Raw genomic sequence first — 13,693 nt, forward strand, 5'->3', positions numbered from 1 at the left:
TCCGGCGAGACGGCCCACGTTCGGCCAATGGGACTGGAGGCGGAGATCGAGGAGCTCGAAGAGGAGATAGCGAACACTCCGTACAACAAGTCCACGGAAGCGCACATCGGCCGGCTGAAGGCGAAGCTCGCGGAGAAAAAGGAGAAGCTCGAAGCCCAGCAGGCCGGCTCCGGCGGCGGCGGCGGATACTCCGTCAAACAGCAGGGCGACGCGACCGTCGCGCTCGTCGGCTTCCCCTCGGTCGGCAAGTCCACGCTCGTCAACGCGCTCACGAACGCCGACAGCGAAGTCGGCGCGTACGAGTTCACCACGCTCGACGTCAACCCCGGGATGCTGAAATACCGCGGTGCGGACATCCAGATCCTCGACGTCCCGGGTCTCATCGAGGGCGCCGCGGGCGGGCGCGGCGGCGGGCGCGAAGTCCTCTCCGTCATCCGCTCGACCGACCTGATCGTCTTCGTCCTCTCCGCCTTCGAGATCGACCAGTACGATCGGCTCTACGACGAGCTCTACGACAACAAGATCCGCCTCGACACCGAACCGCCCCACGTCCGCATCTCGAAGAAGATCAAGGGCGGCATCGACGTGAACACGTCGGGCGACCTCGAACTCGATCACGACACCGTCCGACAGGTCCTGCGCGAGCAAGGGTACGTGAACGCGGACGTCACGATCCGCGGCAACCCGGACGTCGACGAACTCGTCGACGGCGTCCTCGACAACCGCGTCTACCTCCCCTCGCTCACCGTCGTCAACAAGGTCGACCTCATCGAGCCGTCGTACGTCGACACGGTGAAGGAGAACCTCCGCGCGCGCGACATCGATCCCGAGGAGGACGCCGTCTTCATCAGCGCACACGAGGAGAAGGGCCTCGACGCCCTCAAGGAGCGCTTCTGGGACGAACTCGACCTGATCAGGGTCTACATGGACAAACCGGGCCGCGGCGTCGACTACGACGAGCCGCTCATCCTCCGACGTGGCGAGACGGTCGACGACGCCCTCGACAAGCTCGGCGGCGACATGGACGAGCGCTTCCGGTTCGCGCGCGTCACCGGCCCCTCCGCGAAACACGACGACCAGCAGGTCGGCCGCGACCACGGGCTCGAAGACGAGGACGTCCTCCGGCTCATCGTCCGCAGATAGACGCCCCGACCCGTCTCGTTCGGTTCGGTTCGGTTCGGCGGCGGGGCGTTCGAGAATGGGAGATCGACGACGAGGGTCGCGTCGATCGTCTCCCCCGACCGAAAAACCCTCGACGGGCGCGCCCGAAGGCCGCGTATGTCGCGTCGCCGCGCCGTTCGTATCCTCCTCCTCCTCTGCGTCGTCGGCGCGCTCCCGTGGACGATCATCCGCTGGACCGGAAGCGCCGGGGTACAGTACGGGGCGTTCTTCGCGTACGGGCTCGGCCCGCTCAGCGGTCCGCTCGGCGAGCGGTTCATGCTCCTCCCGCGCTACCTCGCGGTGGCGGTGGTCGACACCTACTGGCGACAGGCGTGGCCGACCGGGGCGTTCCTCTTCGCGTGTGCGCTCGGGAGCGCCGCGCTCGCGCTCGTCGGCCGCGAGGACCGCCGCGTCACCGCCGGCCTGCTCGTCATGAGCGGCGGGGCCGAGTTGCTCTACGCGGTCGGGCTCGCGGGGTCGCGCTCGGACCTCCTCGTGCTCCCCGTCGCGCCGCTGCTCTGTTGGGCCGTCGCCCTGCTCTGCTATCGGGACGGCCTGCGACGCCTCGTCTACCTCCGCCCGGCAGAGGCCTGATCCGCCGACGCCGGTACGCTTAACGCCTCCGCGATTCACATCTCGGCCATGAGCGAGAGCGACTACGTGCTCGATCACGTGATGATCCGCGTCGGCGACCTCGAGGAGTCCCTCGACTGGTACACCGGCCACCTCGACTACGTCGAGTACGGCCGCTGGGAGGCCGAGACGTTCACGAACGTCTACCTCGGCCCCGAGGACCGACAGGAGGAGGACGCCGTCCTCGAGCTGACGTACAATCACGACACGAGCGAGTACGACATGGGCGACGCGTGGGGCCACATCGCCGTGCGCGTCGAGGACGTCGCGGCGGCCTACGAGGAGCTGATGGAGGAGGGCGTCGAGGACTACCGCGACCCCGAATCCTGCGGGGGGTCCTACGCGTTCGTGACGGATCCGGACGGCCACGAGGTGGAGATCGTCGAGCGCGACCACGGTCAGAAGTGGAGCCTCGATCACACGATGATCCGCGTCGAGGACGCCGACGAGGCGCTCGGCTTCTGGACGCGGAAGTTCGGGTACGAGCCCGACGGCCGCTGGGAGTCCGATACGTTCGCCAACTACTTCATGAAGCCAGCGGGAGCGAGCGAGCGCGCGATGACCGTCGAACTCACCTACAACTACGACGGGCGCCGCTACGAGGACGCCGACGGGTGGGGTCACCTCGCGGTGCGCGCCGACGACTTGGGTGAGGCGTGGGACGAACTGATGGAGCGCGAGGCCGCGGAGTACCGCGACCCCGAGTCCTGCGACTGGAACTACGCGTTCACGAAGGATCAGGACGGTCACGAGATCGAAGTCGTGACGCCCGACACCGACGTGATGGACGACTGACGGTCGCGGTGGCCGGCGATCGGCGACCGACTAGCTCCCTTCGTCGAGTGGGGCCGGGCCGACGTGTTCGGCGACCCAGTGGCGCTGGCGTTCGAGCCAGCGGCTCCCCGCCTCGGTGACGACGTAGGCGTTCGTCCGACCGTCGGCGTGGCGTTTTTCGACGAAGCCGCGTTCGCAGAGCGAGTCGAGGTGGTGGTAGAGTTGCTCGCTTCTGATCTCGGCGTCGTGGTACGCCTCCAGTTCCCGTTTGATGTCCTGCCCGCACGGATCGCCGTAGTCGACGACCAGCACGAGCATCTCACGTTGCAGGGCGTGGAGTGTCCGCATCGGCTGCCAGTTTTGCGGGAGGTGTTATCAACTTATTGTGATCCGGGTCGGGGTCGACCGACCCGCACCCGCTCGTCACTCGGGCGTCGTGAGGTCGTCGGGCGCGCCGGCGAGTCCGCGGAGGGCGTCCGCCTCGACGTGGTGGAGGTCGCCGGGGACGATCAGCATGTGGAGCGGGCCGCCGAAGTCGGCGTCCGCGAGCGCGGAGAGCCGATCCGCACGCACCACGGGGTCGGGGCTCCCGGCGCGTGCGACGACGACGCCGAGCGCGTCGGGATCCCACGCCTCCGCGAGCAGATCCGCGGCGTAGTCCGCGCTCATGTACGCCTCGAAGTCGGGGTCGGGGCCCTCGGGACCCCGGCCGACCTTGATGTCGAGATAGCACAGCGTGTGCAATCCCCGGGATCGGTTGTCCTCGATGGTCTCGATCACCGAGCCGGGCACGACGTCCGCGCCGTGCGCCCACTCGAAGGGGAGCGTCGTCGCCTTGCCGAAGCGGTAGTTCTGGAGCCCGGTCAGACTGGAGGCGGCTGATTCGGCCGTCGGCGCGTGGACGACGCGGGTCTCGACGCCGCGCTCGTGCGCGCGCAGACGGAGGTCGACGTGGGTCGTCGAGATCATCGTGTCGCCGGCGGTGAGGAAGACGGCGTCGCCCGACTCGGCGGCGTCGAGAATCGGCTCGGGGCGCTGTTCGACGCCCGCGCGATCCCGCACGTCGATCTCGACGCCGTGGTACGCCTCGATGTCGGCGACGTCCGCGCCGACGAGGTGGCTCGTGTAGAACTCCGCGAAGACCGCGCCGGCGTCCGCGTCGGCGATCGCCTCGCGTCCTTCGACGGTGATGGAGGACTCGTCGTAGAGGCCGAGTCCGACGAACGTGAGCATGCGTACGCGTGGGGCCGCGGCGTGGATACGGGTTTCGTTGCGCGCGGTCGTCGGTCGACGGTCCCGCGGCCCGCCGAAACGCCAGCCGTAAGGCCGCACGGCGCGCAGTCCCACGTATGCACGCGCCCTGCGTCCGCGTCCCGACCGAGGAGGGCGAAGCGACGCGCCGCCGACTCGCCGACGCCGACCTCGTCGACGAGTCGCTCGACATCGTCGTCGAGGACGGCGCGCTCTACATCCCCGTCACCGGTCAGGACGCCGTCCCGGACGGCCTCCGGGTCGTCGAGCGCGACGTGCCCGAGCGCGAGACGCCGACGTCGCCCGCCGACCTACTGGGGTTCGAGCCGTCGTACGAGCGCCTCGGCGACGTCGTCATCCTCGACGAGGACGACCCGGCGCGCGCCGCGCGGATCGCCGACGCCATCGTCGAGTCGAACGTCCGCGCGGAGACCGTCGTCAACCGCGCCTCCAAGGTGAAAGGCGAGACGCGCGTCCGCGACTGGGACGTCCTCGTCGGCGAGAGCACGGAGACCGTCCACCGCGAGTACGGCTGCGAGTTCGTCCTCGACATCGCCGAGGTGTACTTCTCCCCCCGCCTCGCCACCGAGCGCCATCGCGTCGTCCAGCAGGTCGCGGACGGCGAACGCGCCGTCGACATGTTCGCCGGCGTCGGCCCGTACGCGATTCCGATGGCGAGAGCGGGCGCCGAGGTCGTCGCCACCGATATCAACGACCGCGCGATCGACTACCTCCGAGAGAACGCCGAGCGCAACGACGTGGCCGACCGGATCACCGCGTACGCGGGCGACGTCCGGGAGATCGCCGACGACTACGCGGGGTGGGCCGAGCGCCTCGTGATGAACCTCCCGCACACGGCACAGGAGTTCCTCGACACCGCTGTCGCGCTCGCCGGTGAGGAGTGCGTCCTCCACTACTACGACATTCAACACGAGGACGAGCGCTACGCGCCCGGCGAGGCCGCGATCCGCGACGCCGCCGAGCCGGCGTACGACGTGACGATCGAGACGCGCCACACCGTCCGCTCGTACGCGCCACACGAGTACAACGTCTGCCTCGACGTGCGACTCACGCGGAGCTGAGTAGGGCCGAAACGGGAGCGCGGAACCCAGTGAGCCCGCGGGCCACGCGGAGCGAAACGGGCGAAGCGCCCCGCTCGGACCGACGTGACGCGAGCGCGCCGGGGCGCGGAGCCGCCGCGGTGCGACCCCGTAGCGTGAGAACGTCCTCGCCGACCGCCCCCGATTCGCAAGCCTTATTCCTCCCATGCGGCTACGAGAGAATGAGTACGAGCGCCCGACCCGGGCGACGTGTGCCGGAGTAGCTCAGCTGGCAGAGCGATTCCTTCGTAAGGAATAGGTCGAGGGTTCAAATCCCTCCTCCGGCTCTCCTCTCGGCGTCCGACTTCGCAGCGACGTCCGTATCTCACTCTTCGGCTCGGTCATCGATCGGCGATCGCCGCTCGTACCGTCCTGAGCGACGCGACGGGAGATCGGGCCGCCGTTCGCGTCCCGGGGCGTATCACGGACGAAACGACGGGCGACGACCGAGGGGCCGGCGCGGCCCGGTCGGGCCGAGTGGACGACGGACCGCGTCCAGCCCGTATCTACAACTGTCGGGACGCCGTTGTCCCGCGCATGGAACGCGTGAACCCGGCGACCGGCGAGGCGCTCGATCCGATCGAGGCGGACGACGAGACGGCCGTCGAGGAGGCCCTCTCGACGGCCGAGGAGACGTTCGCGTCGTGGCGCGACGCGCCGCTCTCGGAGCGCGAAGAACTGCTCGCGAACGCGGCTGACGTGCTCCGGGAGAACCGAGACGAGTACGCGGAGCTCATGACGACGGAGATGGGCAAGCCGCTGGCGGCGGCGCGCTCGGAGGTGGAGAAGTGCGCGTGGGTGTGCGACTACTACGCCGAGCACGCGAGTGAACACCTCCAAGACGAGCGTATCGGGGCGGAGCCGGGCGTCGACTCGTTCGTCGCGTACGAGCCCCTCGGCCCGATCCTCGCCGTGATGCCGTGGAACTTCCCGTTCTGGCAGGTGTTCCGATTCGCCGCGCCGCACCTCACGTCGGGGAACGTCGGGCTCCTCAAACACGCCTCGAACGTCCCGGGCTGTGCCGCGGCCATCGAGGACGTCTTCCGCGAGGCCGGCTATCCGGACGGCGTCTTCCAGACTCTCCTCGTCGGTTCGGACGCCGTGGACGACGTGATCGAGGACGAGCGCGTGAAGGCCGTGACGCTCACGGGAAGCGAGCACGCGGGACGAGCCGTCGCGGAGACCGCCGGTGCGGAGTTGAAGAAGACCGTTCTCGAACTCGGCGGGAGCGATCCGTTCGTCGTCTTCGACGACGCGGACATCGCGGCGGCGGCCGAGACCGGCGCGCGTGCGCGGACGATCAACTCGGGACAGTCCTGCATCGCCGCGAAGCGCTTCATCGTCCACGAGGCCGTCTACGACGAGTTCGTCGACGCCTTCGTCGCGGAGATGGCGGCCCTCGACGTCGGCGATCCGACGGACGACGTCGACCTCGGCCCGCAGGCCCGTGCGGACCTCATGCACGACCTCCACGACCAGGTGGAGCGGAGCGTCGCGGCGGGCGCGACCGTCGAGCTCGGCGGCGACCCCCTCGATCGGGACGGCTTCTTCTATCCGCCGACGGTGTTGACGGACGTCCCGCGCGACTCGGCGGTCGCCGACGAGGAGGTCTTCGGGCCGGTCGCGCCGGTGTTCGAGGTCGCCGACGAGGCCGGGGCGATCGCGCTTGCGAACGATACCGACCTCGGGCTCGGGGGATCGGTCTGGACGGCGGACCGCGAACGCGGGACGCGCGTCGCCCGCGAAATCGAGAGCGGTGCGGTGTTCGTGAACGAGCTCACGAAGTCGGATCCGCGCCTGCCGTTCGGCGGCATCGGCGACTCCGGCTACGGGCGCGAGCTCGGCGAGATGGGCATCCACGAGTTCGTCAATCGGAAGACGATCTGGGTGCAGGACGCCGAGATGCCGGAGGACGGGCCCGCCGGGGAGTAGCGAGGGCGACGGACTCCCGCGGGAGGACGGACTGTCAGCGGAGGAGACGCCGGCGGGCGTGCGGTTTTCCCGCCGCTCGCGGAGCCGTCCGTTAGAGGAGATCGCGGCGGTCGACGATGATGCCGTCGACGCCGCGTTCGGCGAGGCGTTCGGCGTCGGCGACGGTGCGGACGGTCCAGGCGTTCACGTCGAAGCCGCGTTCGTGGGCGCGCTCGACGATCGGGGTGGCGAGACAGCGCGCGACGGACGGGTGGACGGCGGTGCACTCGATTTCGGCGGCGACGTCGAGCGGCGTCTCGCGGTCGTCGTCGAAGAGGAGCGCGCGGTCGAGAGCGGGCGCGACGCCTCGACTCTCGTGGAGCGCGTCGACGAGGAACGAGGAGACGAGGACGTCGTGATCGTGCCCGCCCGCGAGCGCCGCGACGTCGTCGGCGAGCCCGGTCTCTTTCAGCTCGACGTTGAGCGCGAGGTCCGACGGGACGGCGTCGAAGACGGCTTCGAGGGTCGGGACGCCGTCGCCGGTGTCGAGGACGTCGCAATCGGCGAGGTCGGCGTAGGTGAGGTCGGCGACGCGACCACACCGGTCCGCGACGCGGTCGATCGTGGCGTCGTGGACGACGACGAGCTCGCCGCTGGCACAGCGGCGGACGTCGACTTCGACGGCGTCGACGTGAGCGGCGACTCGTCGGATCGCGTGGACGGTGTTCTCCGGGTACTGCTCGGCGCAGCCGCGGTGGGCGATGGTCCGAACGGCACTCATGGGCGCACGCGCGCTCCGGGTCGGGTGTGATCGGGGTCGCGGGACGGACACACGGAGATTGCGGTGCGCATATCGGTCGGGAGTAGCCCGCGACGGTTGACGGTTACTAGGAGCGCTCCGAAGCGATAGGGAGCACTCGGGAGTGCTCGGGACGGTGGACAGTCGCGGGACCGGCTACGGTTCGCCCCGCCGCGATCGGGTGAGGACGGCCGGGTCGGCGGCCCCCACACACCACTACTGCAAGTGTTCTCGGGAGGTCGGGTGGATGGGGGCGGGGGTACGGTAGGGGAAGTGGAGTAGATCGAAGGGTGGACCGAAAAGGGGCGACCGGGTGGAGGGGCTGACGTCGCGGCGCGGGCGAGACACCACCCCCACACACCACCGTTGCAAGTGTTTCGGCGCGGGGAGTGGAGGTGGGGGCGGGGTGGACGTACGGTGGGAGAGAGTGAGTAGAGCGGGGCAGGATAGGTCGAGTGGGCCCGGGGGAAGGGGAGGGAGTGTGTATATCGATGGGAAATGAGTGAGTGAGTGAGTGAGTGGGAGGGTAGATGAAGCGAGGAAGCACGGACGGAGCGAGGGACGGCGGAGGTGAAGCGAATCGGGGAGTCGAGAACGGACGAAACAAGTGCGACACTTGTAACAGTTGCATCGGTGGGTTTTAGCCGACCGGGTGATTCCGTCGTGGCATGACGGTGTTCGAGCGGACTCACGCGATCTTCGACGACGAAGACGTGCTCCGCGATGACTATCAGCCGGAGCGGATCGAGGAGCGCGACGAGGAGTTAGAGGAGTACAAGGCGTACTTCCAGCCGGTGATCAACGGCAAGCAACCGCGGAACATCTTCCTCTACGGCAAGACCGGCGTCGGGAAGACCGTCGCTACCAAATACCTGCTCTCGCACCTCGAACGCGACGCCGAGCGCTACGACGACCTCGACGTCACGACCGTCTACCTCAACTGCGAACACCTCACCTCCTCCTACCGCGTCGCCGTCAACCTCGTAAACGAGCTCCGCGAGGAGGGCGAGGAGATCTCGACGACGGGGTACCCGCGAGACGCGGTCTACGACATGCTCTGGGCGGAGTTGGAGAACGTCGGCGGGACGATCCTCGTCGTCCTCGACGAGATCGACTACATCGGCGACGACGACAGCCTCCTCTACCAGATCCCGCGGGCGCGCTCGAACGAAAACCTCCACGAGGCGAAGGTCGGAATCATCGGCATCTCGAACGACTTCAAGTTCCGCGAACAACTCGATCCGCGCGTCGAGGACACGCTCTGCGAGCGCGAGATCCACTTCCCGCCGTACGACGGGAACGAACTCCGGAACATCCTGGAGAAGCGCTCGGCGCTCGCGTTCGAGGACGGCGTGCTGTCCAGCGACGTCGTGCCCCTCTGCTCGGCGCTCGCCGCCCAAGACCGCGGGAGCGCCAGACAGGCGCTGGACCTCCTCTTCGAGGCGGGCGACCTCGCGCGGCGAAACGGCGACGAGAGCGTCACGGAACACCACGTCCGCAACGCCCGAGCACGCTTGGAGAAGCGCCAGATCGAGGAGTCGATGAAGGACCTGACGAGCCACGACCACCTCACGCTCTACACGATCACCGCGCTGACGGTGTTCGGCGAGGAGATGCCGGTCCGTCGGCAGACGATCTACGATCGCTACGAGGACGTGGCGACGAGCACGGATCACGACCCGCTGGCGATGCGGAGCCTCCACGCCCACCTCTCCGACCTCGTGATGCTCGGCATCCTCGAACGCCACGAGCGCAACGAGGGACGCAGCGGCGGCGCGTACTACGAGTACGAGCTCGGCGTCGACCTCGACGCGGTTGTCACGACGCTCGACGGCCTCGCCATCACCGGGAACCTCGATACCGACCGACTCCGCGGCGCCGCGGTGCGACAGGGCCTCATCGACTCGTCCTGACGCGACCGATCGGTACGGCGACGCCGAGCGGTGAGCGACGCCCAACCCACGTATCCCGTCGAGACCGACCGGCGCACGGCCCGAAGAAACGGCGTAGCTCGTCTTTCGTCCGTATCCGAGTCACTCCGACGCGACTATGAGTACCAATATTCCTTGTGATAGGATCAATTGTTACTACTACTAGCTCTAGCTAGCGTCTAGCTAGAAGTGAGAGGGAGAGTTCGGGTGAGTCGAGGGAAAGAGCGCGTGACGAGACGGGGGGGTCAAGAAGGGCGACAGAGAGGGTCCGGACGGAAGATGGAGGGTCGAGAAGGGAGGCTGAGGGAGTCAGGCGGAGAGTCGGGATCGCGTCGTCGTGGCGTTCGTGTCGTCACGGCCCCTCGTCTCGACGGCGTTCTCGTTGCCGCGCGTCCCTCCGTTCTACCCACGTGGACCGTCGCGTACCGGCTGTACGCCCCGTGAGACGACACGGTACCGATGGTGGATCTACACGGAGCCACCGGCGACGCCGTCATCGATCCCGTCCCCCTCCCCCACGCCGCTTCTCGAAACACTTGCAGCAGTGGTGTGTGGGGGATCGCAGACCCGCTCGTCTCACCCGTCGCTGATCCACGAAACACTTGCAACGGTGGTGTCCCCCCGTCGACTCGGATCGCCACACCGCTCACGGACGCGGAGCGACCCGGACCCGAGAACACTTGCAACGGTGGGGTGTGTGCGCCACAACACCACCCGACGATCGTACCGCCCGCTTCACTCGCACCGTCCGACTCGAACGCGCTCCCCCTCCCCTCGACCGCGCCGTCGACGCGTCACTCGTACGTGCGGGTGGCGAGCACTGTGCCGTTCGCGGCACGGACGGTCACCGTGTCGCCGCCGTTGTTCCAGACGGGGCATCCGGCGTTCCAGTAGTAGTCGCCGCGTCCGTCAGTGCCCGCGCCCGTATGGAGCCTGAGGGACGCGTCGGGTGCGAGCGTCACCCCGTCGGGAACCGTGTACGCGTGGTCGGCGGCGTCGCTCACTCGCGTTCCGCCGAGGTCGAGCGTCGCGTCGCCCGCGTTCCGCAGGACAACGTACTCGTCGTTCAGGTTCTCGGTGTCCGGACCCGCGGCGTCGGCGTGGACGTCGACAGTGATCGGGCCGTCGGTCCGACTCGTCGCAGTGTTCGCGTCGTGACCCGTTTCGCCGCCCGTCGCGCCGGCGTTCGCCCCGCTCGCCCCGCCCGTCGCGGTGGCCGCGCACGTCCACAGGCCCGTCCGGTTCTCGTAGGCGGCCGTCTCGGCCCGCCGGAACGCGGGCTCGCGCGAGAAGTCGCTGTCGTCGTAGACGCGCGCGAGCCCCCGGTCGATCAGCGCCGCGTTGTGGTTCGTCCCGTTCACGTACACGTACGCGAGCAGACGACCGTAGTACCCCCGACGGTCGGTGTTCGGGTCGAACGCGAGCGTGACGTTCGCCCCCGCGAGCCGCGAGGTCGTGTAGTCGCTCGCCTCGTGCCCCCACCCGCGGAGGCAGTCGCGGGTCGCGGACGTGTTCGCCAGCCCGCGGAACTCCCCGGGCGTGTTCGTCACCCACACCTCAGGGGTGTCGACGCCGACCAGTCGGATCGTCTCCTCGGTGCCGTTGGCCAAGCGGACGTCGACGGTGTCTCCGTCCGCGACGTCGACGACGGTGGCGTTCAGCGTCCCCGCGAACGCCGCCGCACTCTCCGCCTCCGACGGTCCGCTCCCGGTGTCGCCCGCGCCGGCGGTCGTCGCCTCGCTCGCGTTCCCGCCGATCGCCGTCGTCCCCGCACCGCCCGCGCCACCCGTCGCGCACCCGGACAGCACGCAGAGCAGACAGAGGGCGATCGCGAGTCCGGTTTCGCGTCTCACGGCGGTCGTTTCGGGCCTCGTCCCTTAACGTCCTCGGCCGCTCGGACGACCCCGATCACCGCCGCCACCTCACTCGGCCGACGCCGACGTCGTGCCCGACCGGCGGAGCGCGTCGGCGACGAGACCCCGGACCGCCGCGTGAGCGTCGTCGACGATCACGGTTTCGTCTGCGACGGCTACGAGGCGCGCGTTCGTACCGACGGCCCGCGCGTCGTCGGGGACGACTACCACGTCGGCGCCCCGGCAGTACGCGGCGGCCCGCTCGAACGCGTCGTCGCTCACGGCCCCGAAGGGCGGCGTCGTCACCGCGGGGCGATCGAGGCGACGCGCGGCCTCGTGATCGAGGCCGCCGTCGACGACGGGGCCGACGGTGACGCGATAGCCAGCGGTGACGAGCGGTTCGAGGAGTCCGACGGCGGCGTCGCCGGCACCGAGGACGTGGACGTGCGCGTCCCGATTCGCGGGATGCGTGAGCGGCGTGACCGAGGGGGTGCCGGTCACGGGATCGGTGCCGACGGCGGTCGTCGCGTCGAAGGCGTCGCGGAGCGCGTCGCGGGTCACCACCTCGGCCGGCGGGCCGGCGGCGTGGACGCACCCCCCCGAGAGCACGACGAGGCGATCGCAGTAGCGCGCGGCGAGTCCGAGATCATGGATCGCGGCGACGGCCCGCCGTCCGTCGTCGACGAGGTCGCGGATCAGGTCGAGCGTGCGGATCTGATGGTTGACGTCGAGCCCCGCGGTGGGTTCGTCGAGGAGCGTCACGGGCGTGTCCTGCGCGAGCGCGCGGGCGAGGAGGACGCGCCGGCGCTCCCCGCCGCTGACCGCGGTGACCGGTCGGTCCGCGAGGTCGGTGAGCTCGCAGCGTTCGAGCGCCGCCTCGACGCGCGCCGCACCGTCCGCGTCGTCCGCGGGGCGCAGGCGCGAGCGATACGGGTGCCGACCCATGGCGACCACGTCGTGGACGGCGAAGTCGAAGGAGAACGCGCTCGACTGGGGAACGACGGCGACGCGGCGGCTCGCGGCCTTCGACGTGAGCGCGTGGACGTCGTCGCCGTCGACGCGCACCGACCCCGCGTCCGGGGTGAGGTAGCCCGCGAGCGTGCGCAGGAGCGTGGTCTTGCCCGCTCCGTTCGGTCCGACGAGACCGACGAGCTCGCCCGCTTCGACCGAGAGCGAGACGCCGTCGAGGACCGTCGCCCCGCCGAGAGAGACTACGAGGTCGGTCGCGTCCATTTAGAGCTCGTGCACCTCGCGTTTCCGGAGGAGGTAGAGGAAGAAGGGCGCGCCGACGAACGCGGTGGCGACGCCGACGGGGAGGCTGGTCGCTCCGAGGCGCGTCGCGGTGTCGACGGCGACGAGGAAGACGCCGCCGGCGAGTGCGCTCGTCGGGAGAAGGATGCGATGGTCGGGGCCGACGAGGAGGCGCATGACGTGAGGGACGACGAGGCCGACGAAACCGATGATGCCGACGAACGCGACGCACGCCGCGGTGACGACCGCCGAGACGGCGAGGAGGACGCGCTTGGTGCGCTCGACTTCGATGCCGAGCGCGTGGGCGTCCTCCTCGGAGAGCAGGAGGACGTTCAGGTCGCGGGCGTAGGCGAACAGGACGACGACGCCGACGAGGACGACGGGGAGGGCGACGGCGACCTCGCTCCACATCGTGTTGCGGAGGCTCCCCATCAGCCAGACGATGGCCTCGCGGAGGCTGTGATCGTCGGTGCGGACGAGCAGGAGGCTGACGACCGCGCCGAGGAAGGTCTGGACGGCGACGCCCGCGAGAAGGAGTGTGGCGACGGGCGTCCGGCCGCCTTCGGTGGCGATGGTGTAGACGCCGAACGCGGCGAGGAGCGCGCCGCAGAAGGCCGCGAGCGGAAGGATGAGCGGGAGCGCGACGCCGGCGGCGATGACGAGCACGGCGCCCGCGGCCGCGCCGGAGGAGACGCCGATGATCGCGGGGTCGGCCATGGGGTTGCGGAAGAATCCCTGCATCACGGCGCCCGCGCTGGCGAGGCCCGCGCCGACCACCGCGCCGAGGGCGACGCGGGGCATTCGGAGGACCATGACGACGAAGGGGTACGGGTCGGGGACGCTGACGCCCGTCGAGACGCCGACGGCGTGGAGGACGCTGGCGACGACGAATCGCGGCGGGATGTCGATGGTCCCCATCGCGGCCCCGGCGACGCAGACGGCGACGAGCAGAACGGCGAGGGCGCTCGTCCACGCTGCGACGCGGAGCCGACCCAGGGGCATCGGTGACAAGTCGACTTGCAGTAGGTA

Annotated in this window: 12 protein-coding genes and 1 tRNA gene; 7 read left to right on the forward strand and 6 right to left on the reverse strand. The window is 69.6% G+C overall.

The annotated features are described in order from the left end of the window. Positions 1-27: 27 nt before the first annotated feature. The 3 genes from J2754_RS10180 to J2754_RS10190 all read left to right on the forward strand — a co-directional run bounded on the left by J2754_RS10180 (position 28) and on the right by J2754_RS10190 (position 2,589). A complete protein-coding gene (locus J2754_RS10180; protein ID WP_211087336.1) occupies positions 28-1,143 on the forward strand; it encodes an OBG GTPase family GTP-binding protein in 1,116 nt (371 codons plus the stop codon). 84 nt (positions 1,144-1,227) lie between these two features. After that, positions 1,228-1,755, forward strand: coding sequence for a DUF8050 family protein (locus J2754_RS10185; protein WP_483420143.1), 528 nt, complete (start codon positions 1,228-1,230; stop codon positions 1,753-1,755). A 48-nt stretch (positions 1,756-1,803) separates the two neighbouring features. Beyond that, positions 1,804-2,589, forward strand: coding sequence for a VOC family protein (locus tag J2754_RS10190; protein ID WP_188879381.1), 786 nt, complete (start codon positions 1,804-1,806; stop codon positions 2,587-2,589). A 30-nt stretch (positions 2,590-2,619) separates the two neighbouring features. On the opposite strand, the gene J2754_RS10195 is transcribed toward J2754_RS10190, so the two are convergent. Continuing rightward, positions 2,620-2,916 carry a helix-turn-helix transcriptional regulator gene (locus J2754_RS10195; RefSeq protein WP_188879380.1) on the reverse strand — a complete coding sequence of 99 codons (297 nt, stop codon included), beginning with the start codon at positions 2,914-2,916 and terminating at the stop codon, positions 2,620-2,622. 75 nt (positions 2,917-2,991) lie between these two features. Further along, the gene (gene dph5 / locus J2754_RS10200; RefSeq protein ID WP_211087338.1) at positions 2,992-3,801 is read right to left on the reverse strand and encodes a diphthine synthase; all 810 of its coding nucleotides are present in this window, start codon (positions 3,799-3,801) and stop codon (positions 2,992-2,994) included. 116 nt (positions 3,802-3,917) lie between these two features. On the opposite strand from dph5, the gene J2754_RS10205 reads away from it, so the two are divergent. From J2754_RS10205 to J2754_RS10215, 3 genes are all read left to right on the forward strand, one after another. Beyond that, positions 3,918-4,901, forward strand: coding sequence for a class I SAM-dependent methyltransferase (locus tag J2754_RS10205; protein WP_211087339.1), 984 nt, complete (start codon positions 3,918-3,920; stop codon positions 4,899-4,901). A gap of 232 nt (positions 4,902-5,133) precedes the next feature. After that, a tRNA-Thr gene (locus tag J2754_RS10210) sits at positions 5,134-5,206 on the forward strand. 250 nt (positions 5,207-5,456) lie between these two features. Next, positions 5,457-6,851 (forward strand): NAD-dependent succinate-semialdehyde dehydrogenase, encoded by a 1,395-nt coding sequence (locus J2754_RS10215; protein WP_211087340.1) that lies wholly within the window; start codon positions 5,457-5,459, stop codon positions 6,849-6,851. Between the two features lie 91 nt (positions 6,852-6,942). On the opposite strand, the gene J2754_RS10220 is transcribed toward J2754_RS10215, so the two are convergent. Beyond that, positions 6,943-7,611: a glycerophosphodiester phosphodiesterase gene (locus J2754_RS10220; protein ID WP_188879374.1), complete on the reverse strand. Its 669-nt coding sequence runs from the start codon at positions 7,609-7,611 to the stop codon at positions 6,943-6,945. A 686-nt stretch (positions 7,612-8,297) separates the two neighbouring features. Here J2754_RS10220 and J2754_RS10225 point away from each other — a divergent pair. After that, positions 8,298-9,542: an orc1/cdc6 family replication initiation protein gene (locus J2754_RS10225; RefSeq protein WP_211087341.1), complete on the forward strand. Its 1,245-nt coding sequence runs from the start codon at positions 8,298-8,300 to the stop codon at positions 9,540-9,542. Positions 9,543-10,354: 812 nt separating this feature from the next. Here J2754_RS10225 and J2754_RS10230 read toward each other — a convergent pair. From J2754_RS10230 to J2754_RS10240, 3 genes are all read right to left on the reverse strand, one after another. Next, positions 10,355-11,413 (reverse strand): thermonuclease family protein, encoded by a 1,059-nt coding sequence (locus J2754_RS10230; protein ID WP_342590117.1) that lies wholly within the window; start codon positions 11,411-11,413, stop codon positions 10,355-10,357. 69 nt (positions 11,414-11,482) lie between these two features. Beyond that, positions 11,483-12,646: a heme ABC transporter ATP-binding protein gene (locus J2754_RS10235; RefSeq protein ID WP_211087342.1), complete on the reverse strand. Its 1,164-nt coding sequence runs from the start codon at positions 12,644-12,646 to the stop codon at positions 11,483-11,485. Continuing rightward, complete coding sequence (locus J2754_RS10240; protein ID WP_211087343.1) at positions 12,647-13,666, reverse strand: iron chelate uptake ABC transporter family permease subunit; 1,020 nt, start codon at positions 13,664-13,666, stop codon at positions 12,647-12,649. Between the last annotated feature and the right edge of the window lie 27 nt (positions 13,667-13,693).

Source organism: Halarchaeum nitratireducens, from assembly GCF_017874695.1.
Lineage (GTDB): Archaea > Halobacteriota > Halobacteria > Halobacteriales > Halobacteriaceae > Halarchaeum > Halarchaeum nitratireducens.